This is a genomic window from Agromyces rhizosphaerae, from assembly GCF_027925245.1.
Taxonomy (GTDB): domain Bacteria; phylum Actinomycetota; class Actinomycetes; order Actinomycetales; family Microbacteriaceae; genus Agromyces; species Agromyces rhizosphaerae.
On sequence record NZ_BSDP01000001.1, the window covers coordinates 1,410,791 to 1,426,791 of the forward strand.

Consider the following 16,001-nt stretch of genomic DNA (forward strand, 5'->3'; position numbering starts at 1 on the left):
GGCGCTAGCTGTTGGGCGCGCTCACCATCGAGCAGCAGCGCGAGAAGCTCGAGTACCTCGAGACCTTCGCCAGGATGATCTGGGGGGGGGAACGAAGCATGAGCACAGCGGTCACGGTCGTCGCACGACTCCACCCGGCCTCCGAGTCGGTCGAGCAGGCTGCAGCCGTCGTGCGGGCGGCGCTCGCCGGCATCCGAGCCGAGGACGGATGTCTCCAGTACGACCCGCACCTCGCCGACGACGGCTCGTTCCTCATCGTCGAGCGCTGGGCGTCGCGCGACGCGCTCGACGCACACAGCACCGGCGCGCCCGTGCAGGTGCTACGCGAAGGCCTCGAGGGCCTCACGACCGCCCCGGCCGAGGTCACCGTCGCCGAAGCGCTCTGACACAGGCACCCTACGCACCACGAAGCTCGGCGATCGCCGGACGGCGGCGCCGGGCTTCGTCATGCATCTAGTCTGCGGCCGCGTGCTCGCCCAGAAAGTTCTCTACGACGTAGTCGGCGATCGCGATCGAGCTGGTCGCGGCGGGCGACGGGGCGTTCCGCAGCAGGGTGACCGGGCCCACCCGGTCGACCGCGAAGTCGTCGAGCAGCTCACCACCGCGACCCCAGGCCTGCGCGCGCACGCCCGCGCCGGACTTGTGCGTGAGGTCGCCCATCGTGAGCTCGGGCACGAACCGGCGCGCCTTGCGGAACCACAGCGACTTGATCAGCGAGCTCGAGATCTCGTCGACGCCCATGCGCCAGTGCTGCTTGGCCAGCGGCCAGGCGCCGGGCCAGCGCAGCGACTCCCAGGTGTCCTTCGCCGACCACTGCAGCCAGTTGTAGCCCTCCCGACGCAGTGCCGGCACCGCGTTCGGACCGACGTGCACGTTGTCGTAGACGCCGCGCGTGAAGTGCACGCCGAGGAACGGGAAGCGCGGGTCGGGCACGGGGTAGATCATGCCGTTGACGAGGTCGGTGCGCTCGGGGGCGAGCTCCCAGTACTCGCCGCGGAACGGCAGGATCTTCGGCGACGGGTCGGCGCCGATGAGCCGCGCGACGACGTCGGACTGCAGCCCCGCGCACACGATGACCCGGTCGAAGACATCGTCCGAGACCGGGGTCGTGACCCGCACGCGACCCTGCTCGACGGCGAGGCCGGTGACCTCGTGGCCGAGGCGGATGCCACCACCGGCCGCTCGCACGTCCTGCGCCATGGCCTCCGTGATCGACGCGTAGTCGACCACCGCGGTGTGCGGCGAGTGCACCGCGGCGACTCCGGCGACGTGGGGCTCGATCTCGCGGAGCCTGCCCACGTCGTCGATGCGGGCGAGGTCGGGCACGCCGTTCGCGATGGAGCGCCGCTCGATCTCGGCGAGCGCGTCGAGCTCGGTCTCGTCGACCGCGACGACGAGCTTGCCGACCTCGCGGTACGGCAGCCCCTTCTCGAGGCAGAAGTCGCGCATCGACGCGCGACCGGCGGAGCACAACGTCGCCTTCAGCGACCCCGGCTTGTAGTAGAGGCCGGCATGCACGACGCCCGAGTTGTGGCCCGTCTGGTGCTGGGCGAGTCGGGCTTCCTTCTCGAACACCGTCACGTCGTCGCCGCGCTGCGTCAGCGCGCGGGCGAGCGCGATGCCGACGATGCCGCCGCCGACGATGCCGGTCGTGCCCGCCATCAGGGTGTCCGCCCTGCGGTTGGCGTGAGCCGCCTCGTCGTCATCGATGCCCTCCCGGAGCCCTCCGCGCCGTGGTCGCGCACGGGCACCCATTCCAGCACGCCGCATGCCACGCGTGGCGGCGCCGCGCGAGTACGCTGGCGCCCATGGCCGTCCTCGCGAGCATCGTCGTCGCCCTCGCCGCACTGCTGCACGCCTACATCTTCGTGCTCGAGAGCGTGCGCTGGTCGAGACCGTCCACATGGCGCGTGTTCGGCGTGCGCAGCCAGGAGCAGGCCGACACGATGCGGCCGATGGCGTACAACCAGGGGTTCTACAACCTGTTCCTCGGGCTGGGCGCCGCGCTCGGCCTCGTGCTGTTCTGGGTCGGCCTGACCGGGGCGGGCACCGCGCTGGTGCTGTTCACCACCGCCTGCATGGTGCTCGCGGCGACCGTGCTCGTGACGACGGGGCCCGGCTACCTGCGGCCCGCGCTGATCCAGGGCACGCTGCCGCTCATCGGGTTCGTGCTGTTCCTGTTCGCCTGAGCGGATGCCCCGCCGGGGCGACCCGGGCTACTCGTCGGGCGTGGCGGCGTCGGCGAGCTTCAGCGACTCGATGAGCTCGACCGCGCGGTTGGTGCTGACGACCAGCCGGGAGTACTGCTCGCCGGCGACATCGAGCACGACGGCCTGGCGCTTGCCCTTCACGAGCACGAAGTCGGTGCCGCCGTGCGACTTCCACTCCCCGACCGCGACGACGAGCGGCACGACCGAACCGCGGCTGCGGATGCCGCGCACCCAGATCCACGGGTCCTCGGTGATGATCGCCGAGCGGATGTCCTCGCGCTGCACCACCACGTCGGACCGCCGGAAGGCGAGCGACTTCTCCGCGGCGGTGAGCTGCAGCTCGAGCCGATCGGAGTGGACGCGGAGGTTGGCCATGCATCAAGTGTGCCCGACTCGTATGCCGGATCCGGTATCGGACGCGCACAAAGCCCGAAGCCGGTCGCTGCACGATTCCACGAGCGTCCGGCCGCGGGCGGGCGCCGCGCCGGAGGCGGTCAGCCGGCGGGTGTCGCCGCCGCGGCGGCCTTCGCGGCCGCGGGCAACGCCGACACGATGCGCTCGATCACGGCGTCGTCGTGCGCGGCCGTCACGAACCACGCCTCGAAGACCGAGGGCGGCAGCGAGACGCCCGCGTCGAGCATCGCGTGGAAGAACGGCGCGTACCGCCAGGCCTCCTGGCGCTGCACGCCGGCGTAGTCGCGCACCCCGCCCGCGACCTCCTCGCCGAACGCGAAGCTGAACAGGTTGCCGGCCCGCTGCACGGCGTGGGCGACGCCCTCGGCGGCCAGATGGCGCGACACCTCGCTCGAGATGACGGATGCCGCCTCGTCGAGCCGCGCGTACACGTCGTCGTCGGCCGCGCGCAGCGTCGCGAGCCCCGCCGCCACCGCGACCGGGTTCCCCGACAGCGTGCCGGCCTGGTACACGGGGCCGGAGGGCGCGAGCAGGTCCATGACGTCGGCGCGACCGCCGAGGGCGGCGACCGGCATGCCGCCGCCGATGACCTTGCCGAACGTCATGAGGTCGGGCAGGTACTGGTCGCCCGGGTTCGCGAACACCGAGGGGCCCTCGGTCGCGTTCTCGAGCCCCCACCAGCCACCGGCGGAGACGCGGAAGCCCGTGAGCACCTCGTCGGAGATGACGAGCGCGCCGTGCTGGTGCGCGAGCTCGATGAGCGCCGCGTTGAAGCCCGGCTCGGGCGGCACGACGCCCATGTTCGCCGCGGCCGCCTCGGTGATGACGGCGGCGATGCGGTCGCCGTGCGCCGCGAACGCGTCGCGCACGGCGTCGAGGTCGTTGTACGGCAGCACCATGGTGAGCGCGGTGACGTCGGCGGGCACGCCGGCCGACGCGGGCAGCGCGAAGGTGGCGAGCCCGGAGCCGGCCTCGGCCAGGAGCCCGTCGGAGTGGCCGTGGTAGTGACCGGCGAACTTCACGACCACGTCGCGGCCGGTGAAGCCGCGCGCCAGGCGGATCGCGCTCATGGTCGCCTCGGTGCCGGTCGAGACCAGGCGCAAGCGCTCGACCGGCGAGACGCGCTCCTCGATGAGCTCGGCCAGCTCGGTCTCGACCGGGGTCGATGCACCGAAGGAGAGGCCGCGGCTCGCGGCATCCTGCACCGCCTCGATCACCCTCGGGTCGGCGTGCCCCAGGATCGCGGGGCCCCACCCGGCGACGAGGTCGACGTACTCGCGACCCTCGACGTCGGTCACGGTCGCGCCGCGCGCCTCGACCAGGAAGCGCGGGGTGCCGCCGACCGAGCCGAAGGCGCGCACGGGCGAGTTCACGCCGCCCGGGATCGCGCGGCGGGCGCGGTCGAACAGCTCGGCGTTGACGTCGACGGGCGCGACGCCCGGGGCCGTCTGGGTCGTGAGGTCGGTCATTCGGTGTCTCCTGCGGTGATCCAGCGGGCGAGCTCGGTCGCCCAGTAAGTGAGCACGGCGTCGGCGCCGGCGCGTCGGATGCCGAGCACGGACTCCGCGACGGCGCGGCGCCGGTCGATCCATCCGTGCGCGGCGGCCGCCTCGATCATCGCGTACTCGCCCGAGACCTGGTACGCCCAGACCGGCACCTCGCTGGTGGCGGCCACGTCGGCGAGCACGTCGAGGTAGGTGCCGGCGGGCTTGACCATCACGACGTCGGCGCCCTCCTCGATGTCGAGCACCGCCTCGCGCGCGCCCTCGCGACGGTTCGCCGGGTCGAGCTGGTACGTGCGGCGGTCGCCCTCGAGCGTCGACTCGACCGCGTCGCGGAACGGGCCGTAGAACGCGGAGGCGTACTTGCCCGAATAGGCGAGCAGCGCGGTGTCGGTGTGGCCGGCCTCGTCGAGCGCGTCGCGCACGGCGGCGACCTGGCCGTCCATCATGCCCGAGAGGCCGAGCAGCTGGGAGCCGGCGCGCGCCTGCTGCAGCGCCATCTCGGCGTAGCGCTCGAGGGTCGCGTCGTTGTCGACGACGCCGCGGTCGTCGACGAGGCCGCAGTGGCCGTGGTCGGTGAACTCGTCGAGGCACAGGTCGGTCTGCACGATCAGCGCGTCGCCGGCCTCCTCGCGCACCACGCGGGTCGCGACGTTGAGGATGCCGTCGGGATCGGTCGCACCCGAGCCCCGCGCGTCGCGGACCTCGGGCACGCCGAACAGCATGACGCCGCCGACACCGGCCTCCGCGGCATCCGTCACCGCCCGCCGCACCGAGTCGAGGCTGTGCTGCATGACGCCCGGCATGGATGCGATGGGCATCGGCTCGTCGACGCCCTCGCGCACGAAGATCGGCAGCACGAGGTCGGCCGGGTGCACCCGGGTCTCGGCGACGAGCCGGCGGAACGCCGGCGACTGGCGCAGCCGGCGCGGACGGATGCGGGGGCGGGGCGCAGCACTCACCCGACAAGCCTACGCGGGCGGTGCTGCGCGTCCGCCGGGAGCGGGTGCCGCGCGGGATACTGGCTGCATCCGCAGGCGGGTGGCGGCCGCGGGGCTGGGAGGCGGCATGGACGGGTTCGGACGAGTGATGCGCAGCTGGACCGGGTGGATCCGGCCGGAGGACCGGGCCGCGTACGCCGACTACATCGAGCGCACGGGCCTCGCCGAGTACCGGCGCACGCCGGGCAACCTCGGCGCGCTGATCTGCTTCCGCGACCTCGACGACGGCCGGTGCGAGGTGCGCACGGTGTCGTTCTGGCGGTCGCGCGACGACATCCGCGGGTTCGCCGGCGACGACATCTCGCGCGCGGTGTTCTACGACGAGGACGACCGCTACCTCCTCGACCGCGAGACGACGGTCGACCACTTCGACATCGACGCCTGACACCCGCCGCGGGCAGGGGCGCTTTTCAGGAACGCCGGCCCGGCCGGTGGCGGAATGCGGCACGTCGGCCCCGAAAGTGGTTGAAGTCGGCCGGATCTCGCCCATTCCACGCCGGATTCCACCACGCCGGGCCGCTCGCTCCTGAAAAGCGCCCATCGGTAGGCCGGATTCGGGGGCGGGACGGGCGGCGTGTTAGCGTCCTGCGACGACCGGCGGCGAGGAGGCCGTCGGCGGAACCCGAGGATCCCCATGCGCACGACCCCCCAGTCCAGCCCCGCACCCCAGGCCGAACCGGTCGCCAGGCGCCGACGGCGACGGCTCCGTCTCGACGACGCGGTCTGCGTCGTCACCGGCGCGGCGAGCGGCATGGGGCTCGAGTCGGCCCGGCTGCTCGCACGGCGCGGCGCGCGCCTCGCCCTGGTCGACCGCAACGCCGACGTGCTCGCGACGCTCGTCGAGGAGTTCCGGGCGGCCGGCACCGAGGCATCCGCCCATGTCGTCGACCTCACCGACCTCGACGCCGTCGCCGCGCTGCCCGACGCGGTGCTCGCGGAGCACGGCCGCGTCGACGTGCTGCTGCACTGCGCGGGCGTCTCCATGCTCGGCACGTTCGAGCAGCTCACGATCGACGAGTTCCGCTGGGTCGTCGACGTGAACCTCTGGGGCACCGTGGCGCTCGCGAAGGCGTTCCTACCGCTGCTCCGCGAGCGTCCCGCCGCGCACCTCGCGAACGTCTCGAGCCTGTACGGGCTCGCCGCGCCCGCCGGCCGAGTGCCGTACGTCACGTCGAAGTTCGCCGTGCGCGGGTTCACCGACGCGCTGCGCCACGAGCTCGAGCGCACCGACGTGACCGTCTCGGCCGTGTACCCCGGCGGCGTGCGCACGGGCATCATCCACCACGCCCGCGTCGCCGCGACGGTCGACGCCGACGTGGCGTCGCGCGCCGCCGACGCGCAGGCCGCGCTCTACAAGACGACTCCCGAGCAGGCCGCCGAGCTGATCGTGGACGGCATCGAGCGTCGCCGACCGCGCATCTTCGTGGGCCGCGACGCGCGCCTCAGCGACCTCGTGACGCGCCTCGCCCCCGTGGGCTACTGGTCGATCATGCGCGGCATCGTCGCGAAGGCCGGCGACACGGCACCCGCGCGCACCCCCGCGAACTGAGCGGATGCCCCGGGGCATCCGCCCGCCCCCGGAGTACCGCGTCCGCAGCGGCCAGTCTGCGCGGTACCGGCCAGCCCTGCATGGCTGGCCCGGGCGACGCAGACTGGCCGATACGGGAGTGTCGCCCGCGTCGGGACGGCGCGGGACGGCGCGGGACGGCGGGGGCGGGGGGCGCGGCGGGGCGCGGAGGCGCGGGCCGGACGAACGGCTCAGGCCGGCCGACGCCCCGGCGGGCTCAGGCCTGCTGCGTCGCGGCCTTCACGACCGCCTCGATCAGCGACTCGGCGCTGCGGTCGGAGGCGACGACGTCGACGCGGAGGCCGATCTCCTCGGCGTCGTGCTTGGTCTGCGGGCCGATGGCCGCGACGAGCGTGTGCTCGGGGATGGGGCCGAACTGGCCGTGCACCTGCTCGGCCACGCTGCCCGAGGTGACCAGCAGTGCGCGCACGTTGCCCGCGCGCACGTCGTCGATGACGCTCTGCGCGACCGGCACGCCGACCGTGCGGTAGGCGACGACCGCCTCGACGTGGTGGCCGACCCGAGCGAGGCCCACGCTCAGCACCTGCTTCGCGATGGCCGAGCGCAGTGCGAGCACGCGCAGCGGGAAGGCGCCCTCGGTCGCGGCGCTCCACTCGTCGAGCAGGCCCTGGGCCGAGTTGTCCTCGGAGGGAACCAGGTCGGCGCGATAGCCGGCGGCGATGAGCGCCGCCGCGGTCGACTCGCCCACCGCCGCGACCTTCGTGGTCGGCGGGATGACGGCGCGGTGCGAGCTCAGCACGTCGACGGTGGTGGCGCTGGTCACGGTGACCCAGTCGAACGCGCCGGCGGCGAGCCGGCCGAGCGCCGCCTCGAGCGCGGGCGCGTCGTCGGTGGCGGCGAAGTTGATCATGGGAGCGACGATCGGCGACGCCCCGCGCATGCGCAGGCTCGCGGCGACGCTGTCGCCCCAGGGACCGCCGCGGGGCACGAGCACGCGCCAGCCGGCGAGCGGCTTCTCCGCACGCGGATTGGGGAGGTTGATCGCGCCGGTGACCGGCTCGTATTCGCTCACGGTGCCTCCTCCTTCGGTGCGAGTTCGGCGGCACCGTTGCCGAGGAGCTCTTCGACCGCGCGCGCGGCGACCTCTCGGGCGGCATCGGCGAGGTCCGACGCCCGGCGGCTCTCGGGTGTAGCCGCGTGCGAGCTGGTCACCCGCTGCGTTCCATCGCCACTGTACACAGTGGCCGTGAGGAAGATCAGGTCGTCGTCCACAAAGGAGTGGGCCGCGATCGGTGCCGAACATCCAGCCTCGAGCCCGGCCAGCACGAGGCGCTCCGCGAGCACCGTCGCGCGGGTCGTGCCGTGGTCGACGGAGCCGAGCCCGCGCTCGAGCTCGCGCGATCCGCGCTCGGCGCGCACCTCGAGCGCGAGCGCGCCCTGCCCCGGCGCGGTCGGCCAGTCCTCGATCGGCAGCAGGTCGGTGGCCGCATCCGCTCGCCCCAGCCGACCGAGTCCGGCTGCCGCCAGCAGCACCGCGTCGAGCTCGCCGTCGGCGACCTTGCCGAGCCGCGTGTCGATGTTGCCGCGGATGTCGACGGCCGTGACGTCGGGCCGCGCGGCGCCGAGCTGTGCGATGCGGCGGGGCGACCCCGTGCCGACCCTGGCCCCCTCGGGCAGCGTCGCCAGGGTGGCCCCGTCTGCGGCGCAGAGCGCGTCGCGCACGTCGGCGCGCTTGGGCACGGCGCCGAGCCGCAGCCCCTCGTGCTCGGCCGTCGGCAGGTCCTTCAGCGAGTGCACGACCACGTCGCACTCCCCCGCGAGCAGCGACTCGCGCAGCGCGGTCGCGAAGACCCCGGTGCCGCCGAGCGACGCGAGCGAGGCGCGCGAGATGTCGCCCTCGGTCGTGACGGTCACGTACTCGATCTCCGCCCCGGCCGCCTTGGCCAGCCGCTCGGCGACCTGACGCGTCTGCGCCAGCGCGAGCGCGCTGCCCCGGGTGCCGACGCGGATGACCGTCACGGTGCGATCCCCGCCAGCGCGGGCCGGAAGCCCAGCCGCACGTTCTCGCAGCAGCCGGGCCGGCACACGTCGTACCAGGGGCCCAGTTCGGTCATTCGCGGCCGCTCGGCCGGAGGCGTGCCCTGCACGCGCTCGAGCACGAGGTCGACGAGCCCCGACACGTATGCCGGGTGCGTGCCCGGCGTCGGCACGCGCACCGCGGCGAGCGAGTGCTCCTCGGCGGACTCGAGCGCCTCGTTGTCGAGGTCCCAGAGCACCTCCATGTGGTCGCTCACGAACCCGAGCGGCACGATCACGACGGCGCGGCGGCCGGCCGCGGGCAGTTCGGCGATCGCGTCGTTGATGTCGGGCTCGAGCCACGGCATCGACGGCGGCCCCGAGCGCGACTGGTACACGAGCTGCCAGGGCACGTCGGATGCCCCCGCCTCGCGCATCACGACCTCGGCGACCGCGAGGTGCTGGGCCGCGTATGCGCCGCCCTCGCCGAAGCCGCGCTCGGCCGGGCCGGACTTCGCGGCGTCGGTCGACGGGATCGAGTGGGTGGCGAAGAGCACCTCGACCTGGTCGCGGGCCAGCTCGGGGTCGTCTGCGAGGAGCTTCGCGAGCCCGTCGCGCACGCCCTCGACGAACGGCGTCACGAAGCCGGGGTGGTCGAAGAACTGGCCGACCTTGTCGATCTGCACGGTCTCGCCCAGGCCGGTGTCGGCGAGCGCGTCGGCGAAGTCCTCGCGGTACTGGCGGCAGCTGGAGTACGAGCTGTAGGCGCTCGTCGCTATGGCGATGAGGCGCGTCGCACCCGCATCCGCCGCCTCGCGCAGCGCGTCGTTCAGGTACGGGTCCCAGTTGCGGTTGCCCCAGATCACCGGCAGGTCGACCCCGCGACGCGCGAGCTCGGCCTCGAGGGCGGCCTTGAGGTCGCGGTTCTGCTGGTTGATCGGGCTGACGCCGCCGAAGTGGCGGTAGTGGTGCGCCACCTCCTCGAGCCGCTCGTCGGGGATGCCGCGGCCGCTCGTGACGTTGCGCAGGAACGGGATCACGTCGTCCTGCCCCTCGGGGCCGCCGAAGCCGGCGAGCAGGATCGCGTCGTACTCGACCGGCTCGGTCACGTGCTCGGGGCCCTGCTGCGCGGCCGGCGTCGCGCCGGGCACGATCGCCCCGGGTGCGCAGGGGGCGGATGCCGCGGGGGCGGGCTTGCGCCCCCTCGCCACGTCGCGATCTGCGCTCTCGGCGCCGGTGGAGCCGAGGTTCGCGGCGGCCATTACTGCAGCACCTCCACGATCTCGGCGGTCGTGACGCGGCGGCCCGTGTAGAACGGCACCTCCTCGCGCACGTGGCGACGCGCGTCGGTCGCACGCAGGTCGCGCATCATGTCCACGAGGTCGGTGAGCTCGTCGGCCTCCATCGGCAGCAGCCACTCGTAGTCGCCCAGCGCGAACGCGGCCACGGTGTTCGCGACGACGCCGCGGTAGGCCGCGCCCTTGCGCCCGTGCTCGGCGAGCATCTGCCCGCGCTCGCCCGGGTCGAGCAGGTACCAGTCGTAGCTGCGCACGAACGGGTAGACGGTCAGCCACGCGCGCGGCTCCTCGCCGCGGAGGAAGCCGGGCACGTGCGCCCGGTTGAACTCGGCGTCGCGGTGCACGCCCATGGCGTTCCAGGTCGGCAGCAGCGCCTTGAGCAGGCGCGACCTGCGCAGCTCGCGCAGGGCCCACTGCAGACCCTCGGCATCGGGGCCGTGCAGCCAGATCATGACGTCGGCATCGGCACGGAGGCCGGAGACGTCGTAGAAGCCGCGCACCGTGATGCCCTCCGACTCGACGACGGCGACGACGTCGTCGAGCTGCGCCACGACCCGCGGCACGTCGTGGCCGTCGAAGTCGTCGGGGCGGGCGGGGTCGGTGCGGAGTACCGCGAACAGGGCGTAGCCCTGCGGTGCGGCGGAATCGGTCTGGTTCTCGTCGGCTGCCGCCTCGGCAGCGGGGTCTGACATAGCCCTATCCTCCCCCCGGACCGCTCGTTGCGCCAAAAGCCGTGTCGCGTGAGAGCGTGCGTCACGGCCCGACCGTTACCCGAGCGTTATGCCGGGGCGGCCGGGAAAGCGTTACCGCCGCAGGGCGGTGAACCGGAACGCCGCGAAGCCCTCGATCGGCAGCACCTCGGTCGCGCCGAAGCCGGCCTCGCGTGCGTACGCCTCGAGCGTCGCCTGGCGCATGACCGTGCCGGTGCCCACCGAGCCGGGCGTCGACAGCCCGTCGGGCAGGCAGATGAACAGGCTGTAGCCGTACATGATGCGGTCGACCTCGTCGGCGGGCGCGGTGAACTCCTCGCCCACGGCCTCGTCCATGATCACGACCACGCCGTCGGGCGCGAGCGCCTCGCGCACCGACCGCAGCACCTCGACGGGGAACGGCATGTCGTGCAGTGCCTCGAACACGAACGCGGCGTCGTAGGTGCCGGGCGCCGCGAGTTCGTCGCCGCCCGCGCGGAAGAACGCGACCCGGTCGTCGACGCCCGCCTCGCGCGCGTGCGCCTCGGCCGCCTCGAGCGACGGCACGTCGATGTCGTGCCCGTCGATGCGCGCCTCGGGGTAGGCCTTCGCGAGCGCGATCGACGACCAGCCGTGCCCGCACCCCACGTCGGCGAGGCGCGCGCCGGGCCGCGAGAGCAGCTCCTGCAGCCACGGCACGCCGGCGAGGTCGGGCGCGAGGCGCTGCTCGAACCACGGCCGGTTGATGTCGCCCTGCGCGTCGCGCGCGTCCTCCCCGAGCTCGGCCCAGGAGACCCCGCCGCCGCCCCGGTAGGCGTCGAGCAGCGGGTCGATCGCGCGCCCCGCGGCCGCGAACATGCGCGCGAGCGGCGCGGAGTAGGCCAGCGAGTGCCGGTCGGCGAGCACCTCGGCGTGCGCCGGCGGCAGCGTGTAGCGACGGGCGGCGGATGCCTCGGGGCCGGTCTCCGCGCTCGCCTCGAGGATTCCGTAGGCGGCCTGCTGCTCGAGCCACTCGCGCGCGTAGCGCGGGTCGGTCCCGGTCGCGGCCGCGAGCTCGCCCGCCGTGCACGGCTCGCGCGTCAGCACGTCGTACCAGCCGAGGCGATCGCCGACGTGGATGCTCAGCGTCTCGAACGCGCCGAGCACCGACCCGAAGACGCGCTCGGCGAACGCGTCGACGTCGCTCTCAGGGGCATCCGCCCCGCCCTGCTCCCCCGTCGACATCGTCGCCCCCCGGGTGTTCGCCAGCCGGCCCTGCGCCGGCTCGCGTCAGTCGTCGTCGCCCAGTGCGCGCACCACGAGCAGCACGCCCGCCGCGACCACCGCGACGGCGCCGATCCCGATGCCGATGAGCGTGCCCGGCGAGTCGGAGCGCATGCGGCGGAAGCGCGCCATCGCGCGCTCCTTCGCCAGCGCCGCCTGCTTGGGCACGTTCAGCTTGTCCTCGAGCAGGTCGAGGGTCGCAGCGAGGTCGGCCCGGGCCACGGCGGCCTCGGCGCGCGCCTCGACGCGCGACAGGTTGCGCTTCGCCTTCGCGGCGTCACGGGTCTCAGCGCTCATAGTCGCCCACTCCCTTGATCGCGTCGATGTCCTTCTTCACGCTGTCGGAGGCGTCGTCGCCCGGCGGCTCGGCCCCGCGCCGGAACATCGCCAGCGCGATCGCGACCAGGATCACGATGAACAGCAGCAGGATGCCGGAGACGATGAGCGCGGCCGCCCAGCCGGGCAGCACGAGCGAGAGCGCGAGGATGCCCGTGGCGATCAGCGTGCCGAGCAGGAAGATCGCCACGAACGCCGCGGCGATGACGAGCCCCGCGCCCGTGCCGAAGTGCTTCGCCTTGTAGGCGAGCTCGGCCTTGAAGTGCTCGATCTCGGCCTGGACGAGTGCCTGCACCTGCGCCGGCACATCGCCGATGAGGGTGAAGAGCGAGCGGTCCTTGTCCGTGGGTGCAGCCATGCCTGCCCTCCTCAGGTCAGCTGTCGGAGGAGTCCGACGACGTCGACGTGGTCTTCGCACCCGACCTCGTCGTCGAGGACTTGGCGGCCGGCTTCTTCGCCGCGGGCTTCTTCGCCGGGGTCTTGGCGGCGGGGGCCTGCTTGGCCTCGGCGACCCCCTCGGCCGCGGCCTCCTGCACGCTCGAGGCGGCCTTCGTGGCCTGGCGCACGAGCTTCTTGGTGCCGTCGAGCACCTTGTCGCTGACGTCGCCGACGCGGGAGAGCGCGAACTCCTTCGCGGTTCCGACGCCCTGCTGCACCGCCGGCTGGTTCCAGACCCTCTCGGCGGCCGACTTGATCTGCTCGTAGCGTTCGCGCCCCGCGCGAGTACCGAGCACGTATCCGGTGGCGAGACCGACGACGAACAGGAGCTTGCCCTTCATGCGTTCCCCTTCTGCAACGAGCGCGTCAGGTTCCAGCGTAGACCCGGAGTGCACGCGCGCAAGGGGTTGCACGGCGATCCATACCGGATTCGCCATACGTCAGGCGCCCGCCGGGGCCTCCGGAGCGGCATCCACGGCGTCGCGACGGATGCGCGCGGCGGCATCGATCGCGTGCGGCACGACCGAGGCGAGGCCGGTGCCCGCGACCCACGAGCCCGTGACCACGAGGTCGGTCGTTCCGGCGAGCGCGGCGTCGAGCCGTGCGACGCGATCCTCGCGCCCGAGCAGGGCGTGCGAGGGCGCGTCGCGCCAGCTCGTGCGCACGGCGTCGACGAGCTGCGCGCGGGTGAGCGTCGTGCCGAGCAGCGCGGAGGCGTCGGCGAGCGCGAGGTCGGTGAGCGCCTCGTCGTCGAGCGCCGCGGCGCCGGCGGACCCCGCCCTGCCGTACGACAGGCGCACGACGTGGCGGCGCGGCCCCGCGGCATCCGCCAGCCACGACCACTTCGACGTCGAGTGGGTGAGCGCCTTCGCGGCGACCCCGGGCGTGCCGGGCGCGACGAGCACGCCCGTGCCGCGCGGCGCGGCGTCCAGCTCCGGCGCGTCGAGCAGCAGCGTGACGAGGTCGAGCGCGGTGCCCTCGGGCCAGTCGAGGTCGGCGAGGCCGGCCCATTCATCGCGGACGCCGGCGAGCAGGGGCACGGATGCCTCCGCAGGCGCCGCGAGCACGACGTAACGCGCGTGCGCTTCGACGCCCGCCGCCTCCTCCGTCGCATCCGCTCCGGCCACGAGCACCCGGCCGTCCCCCGGTTCCGGGGCGACCGCGTCGGCTGCGACGACCCAACCGCCGTCGGCGCCGTCGCCCGCGGTGAGCCCCGTGACGCGCACTCCCGTGCGCACCTCGCCCGCGTAGTAGGCGAGGTCGGCGACGAGCGCGTCGACGAGCGCGCGCATGCCGCCGCGGATGCCGCGCACGGCACCGCCCGCGCGACGCTCGGCCGCGAGCTGGGCGACGCCGCCCTGGAGCGATCCGGCGCGGGTCATCGCCTGGTTGAGTCCCGGCGCCACGCGGTCGACGTCGAGCGCGTCCGGGTCCGCCGAGTACACGCCCGCCGAGATCGGCGTGACCAGCCGCTCGAGCACGGCGTCGCCCATGCGGCTGCGCACGAGCTGGCCGAGGCTGTGCGCGCGGCCGATGCGCAGGATCGGCTGGAGCCGGTCGCGGTAGGCGCGCCAGGCGCCGCTCCAGCCGATGACGGCGCGCACGTCCTCCGCGAACGGGTTCGCGGGGATGCCGAGCACGCCCGTCTTCGGCATGGGCAGCAGCTTCAGCCCGGCATCGCCGCCGGGCAGGGCGAGCCAGGCCCCCGCAGGATTCGGAGCGACGATCTCGTCGGCGAGGCCGAGCTCGGTCGCGAGCGCCTGGACGGAGTCGTTGCGCGTGGCGAACGACTCCGCGCCCGTGTCGACGCGCAGTCCGCCCGCGGCACCGCCCGGGGCATCCGCCTCCTCGGCGCCGATCACCGCACCGCCGACGACGCCGCCCACCTCGTCGCGGGCCTCGAGCACGAGCACCGAGAGGCCGACGTGCAGGCACTGGCGTGCGGCGACGAGTCCCGCGACGCCGCCGCCCACGACGACCACGTCGACGTCGATGCGCTCGCGTTCGGGCGCGGGCCGCGCGGAATCCGCTGCACTCATCGGGTCAGGCCTCCCAGGCGTGGACGCGCTCGACGATGCGGGTCAGCGTGTCGGGGTCGGTCGACGGCGGCACGCCGTGGCCGAGGTTGAACACGTGGGCGGGGGCCGAGCGGCCGCGCTCGAGCACCTCGTCGACCGCACGCTCGAGCACGGCCGCGGGGGCCGCGAGCAGGGCCGGGTCGAGGTTGCCCTGCAGCGGCACGCCGTCGCCGACGCGGGCCGCGGCGACGTCGAGCGGCACGCGGTAGTCGACGCCCACGGTGTCGGCGCCGACCTCGCGCATGGCGCGCAGCAGCTCGCCCGTGCCGACGCCGAAGTGCACGACCGGCACGCGCAGTTCGGCGCCGTCGAGGGGGTACTCCAGGTCGTGCACGAACTCGAGCGCGCGGGCCGAGGCGGGCGCGACGTGGGTCTCGTAGTCGGCGAGCGAGAGCGCGCCGGCCCACGAGTCGAAGAGCTGGGCGGCGGATGCCCCGGCGAGCACCTGCGTGCGCAGGAACCGGCCGGTGACCTCGGCGGACCAGGCCATGAGCGCCGACCACGCGCCGGGGTCGGCGTGCATGAGCGTGCGGGCCGCGAGGTGGTCCTTCGAGGGGCCGCCCTCGGCGAGGTAGGCGGCGAGCGTGAACGGGGCGCCGGCGAAGCCGATGAGCGGCGTCTCGCCGAGTTCGTCGACCGTGCGGCGCACGGCCTCGGTGATGGGGCCGGCCTCGGCGTCGAGGGTCGCGGGGTCGATCGCGGTGAGCTCGGCGACCGCCGCCGCGTCGCCGTACGCACGGCCGAACACGGGGCCGCGCCCCGGCTCGATCTCCACGTCGACGCCGACCAGGCGCAGGGGCACGACGATGTCGCTGAAGAAGATGCCCGCGTCGACGCCGTGGCGGCGCACCGGCTGCAGCGTGATCTCGCTCGCGAGCGCGGGGTCGAGGCAGGCGTCGAGCATGCGGGTGCCGACGCGGAGCTCACGGTACTCGGGCAGCGAGCGACCGGCCTGGCGCATGAACCACACGGGGGTGGCGTCGGGTCGCTCGCCCCGGTAGGCGCGGACGAGCCGCGACCTGCTGGTGCGTGCGGCGGTGAGCGGATGCCGGTCGGGAAGGATCACGCGGACCATTCTCGCCCACCCCGGCTGGACGCCCGCCGGGCGGCGCCCGCGGACGACGGTGCCCGTTCCGTCGGCACCGGAGATGCGGCCGGGCGTTGTGGACGGATGGTGCGCGAAACCGCTCTCTCGCGTACCATTGCGCGCGGCGGACGGGGGATCGCC

General features: G+C 74.1%; 18 protein-coding genes. 4 read left to right on the forward strand and 14 right to left on the reverse strand.

Annotated features, from left to right (window positions below; genetic code table 11):
• Window positions 1–98 precede the first annotated feature (98 nt).
• The gene (locus QMG39_RS06665) at window positions 99–386 is read left to right on the forward strand and encodes a putative quinol monooxygenase (protein WP_281883311.1); all 288 of its coding nucleotides are present in this window, start codon (window positions 99–101) and stop codon (window positions 384–386) included.
• Window positions 387–453: 67 nt separating this feature from the next.
• Here QMG39_RS06665 and lhgD read toward each other — a convergent pair whose 3' ends face one another.
• On the reverse strand, window positions 454–1,662 hold the full coding sequence (gene lhgD / locus QMG39_RS06670) for an L-2-hydroxyglutarate dehydrogenase (protein WP_281883313.1): 1,209 nt from the start codon (window positions 1,660–1,662) through the stop codon (window positions 454–456).
• 146 nt (window positions 1,663–1,808) lie between these two features.
• Between lhgD and QMG39_RS06675 the strand changes: the two genes are divergently transcribed.
• Complete coding sequence (locus QMG39_RS06675) at window positions 1,809–2,189, forward strand: DUF1304 domain-containing protein (RefSeq protein ID WP_281883316.1); 381 nt, start codon at window positions 1,809–1,811, stop codon at window positions 2,187–2,189.
• Between the two features lie 27 nt (window positions 2,190–2,216).
• Here the strand turns inward: QMG39_RS06675 and QMG39_RS06680 are convergent, their stop codons facing one another.
• The 3 genes from QMG39_RS06680 to hemB all read right to left on the reverse strand — a co-directional run bounded on the left by QMG39_RS06680 (window position 2,217) and on the right by hemB (window position 5,088).
• The gene (locus QMG39_RS06680; protein ID WP_281883317.1) at window positions 2,217–2,585 is read right to left on the reverse strand and encodes a hypothetical protein; all 369 of its coding nucleotides are present in this window, start codon (window positions 2,583–2,585) and stop codon (window positions 2,217–2,219) included.
• A gap of 119 nt (window positions 2,586–2,704) precedes the next feature.
• Window positions 2,705–4,093, reverse strand: a complete 1,389-nt coding sequence (gene hemL / locus QMG39_RS06685; protein WP_281883319.1) for a glutamate-1-semialdehyde 2,1-aminomutase — start codon at window positions 4,091–4,093, stop codon at window positions 2,705–2,707.
• Window positions 4,090–5,088, reverse strand: coding sequence for a porphobilinogen synthase (gene hemB / locus QMG39_RS06690; protein ID WP_281883322.1), 999 nt, complete (start codon window positions 5,086–5,088; stop codon window positions 4,090–4,092). The genes hemL and hemB overlap by 4 nt, the downstream gene beginning before the upstream one ends.
• A gap of 106 nt (window positions 5,089–5,194) precedes the next feature.
• On the opposite strand from hemB, the gene QMG39_RS06695 reads away from it, so the two are divergent.
• Together QMG39_RS06695 and QMG39_RS06700 are read left to right on the forward strand one after the other, a co-directional pair.
• A complete protein-coding gene (locus tag QMG39_RS06695) occupies window positions 5,195–5,512 on the forward strand; it encodes a hypothetical protein (RefSeq protein ID WP_281883324.1) in 318 nt (105 codons plus the stop codon).
• A 249-nt stretch (window positions 5,513–5,761) separates the two neighbouring features.
• Entirely contained in the window at window positions 5,762–6,676 is a 915-nt protein-coding gene (locus QMG39_RS06700) for an SDR family NAD(P)-dependent oxidoreductase (RefSeq protein WP_281883325.1), read from the forward strand.
• A 235-nt stretch (window positions 6,677–6,911) separates the two neighbouring features.
• On the opposite strand, the gene QMG39_RS06705 is transcribed toward QMG39_RS06700, so the two are convergent.
• From QMG39_RS06705 to hemE, 10 genes are all read right to left on the reverse strand, one after another.
• Entirely contained in the window at window positions 6,912–7,727 is an 816-nt protein-coding gene (locus QMG39_RS06705) for a uroporphyrinogen-III synthase (protein WP_373878310.1), read from the reverse strand.
• Entirely contained in the window at window positions 7,724–8,674 is a 951-nt protein-coding gene (hemC, locus tag QMG39_RS06710; protein ID WP_281883327.1) for a hydroxymethylbilane synthase, read from the reverse strand. Before hemC ends, QMG39_RS06705 begins: the two co-directional genes overlap by 4 nt.
• Entirely contained in the window at window positions 8,671–9,933 is a 1,263-nt protein-coding gene (locus tag QMG39_RS06715; protein ID WP_281883329.1) for a ferrochelatase, read from the reverse strand. Before QMG39_RS06715 ends, hemC begins: the two co-directional genes overlap by 4 nt.
• Window positions 9,933–10,661, reverse strand: a complete 729-nt coding sequence (gene hemQ, locus QMG39_RS06720) for a hydrogen peroxide-dependent heme synthase (protein ID WP_281883332.1) — start codon at window positions 10,659–10,661, stop codon at window positions 9,933–9,935. The genes QMG39_RS06715 and hemQ overlap by 1 nt, the downstream gene beginning before the upstream one ends.
• 111 nt (window positions 10,662–10,772) lie before the next feature.
• Window positions 10,773–11,882: an SAM-dependent methyltransferase gene (locus tag QMG39_RS06725; RefSeq protein WP_281883334.1), complete on the reverse strand. Its 1,110-nt coding sequence runs from the start codon at window positions 11,880–11,882 to the stop codon at window positions 10,773–10,775.
• A 45-nt stretch (window positions 11,883–11,927) separates the two neighbouring features.
• A complete protein-coding gene (locus QMG39_RS06730; RefSeq protein ID WP_281883336.1) occupies window positions 11,928–12,218 on the reverse strand; it encodes a DUF3618 domain-containing protein in 291 nt (96 codons plus the stop codon).
• Window positions 12,208–12,615 carry a phage holin family protein gene (locus tag QMG39_RS06735; RefSeq protein ID WP_281883338.1) on the reverse strand — a complete coding sequence of 136 codons (408 nt, stop codon included), beginning with the start codon at window positions 12,613–12,615 and terminating at the stop codon, window positions 12,208–12,210. Before QMG39_RS06735 ends, QMG39_RS06730 begins: the two co-directional genes overlap by 11 nt.
• 16 nt (window positions 12,616–12,631) lie before the next feature.
• On the reverse strand, window positions 12,632–13,036 hold the full coding sequence (locus QMG39_RS06740) for a YtxH domain-containing protein (RefSeq protein ID WP_281883340.1): 405 nt from the start codon (window positions 13,034–13,036) through the stop codon (window positions 12,632–12,634).
• Window positions 13,037–13,135: 99 nt separating this feature from the next.
• Complete coding sequence (locus tag QMG39_RS06745) at window positions 13,136–14,734, reverse strand: protoporphyrinogen/coproporphyrinogen oxidase (RefSeq protein ID WP_281883343.1); 1,599 nt, start codon at window positions 14,732–14,734, stop codon at window positions 13,136–13,138.
• 4 nt (window positions 14,735–14,738) lie between these two features.
• Window positions 14,739–15,848: a uroporphyrinogen decarboxylase gene (gene hemE, locus QMG39_RS06750; protein ID WP_373878311.1), complete on the reverse strand. Its 1,110-nt coding sequence runs from the start codon at window positions 15,846–15,848 to the stop codon at window positions 14,739–14,741.
• Window positions 15,849–16,001 lie beyond the last annotated feature (153 nt).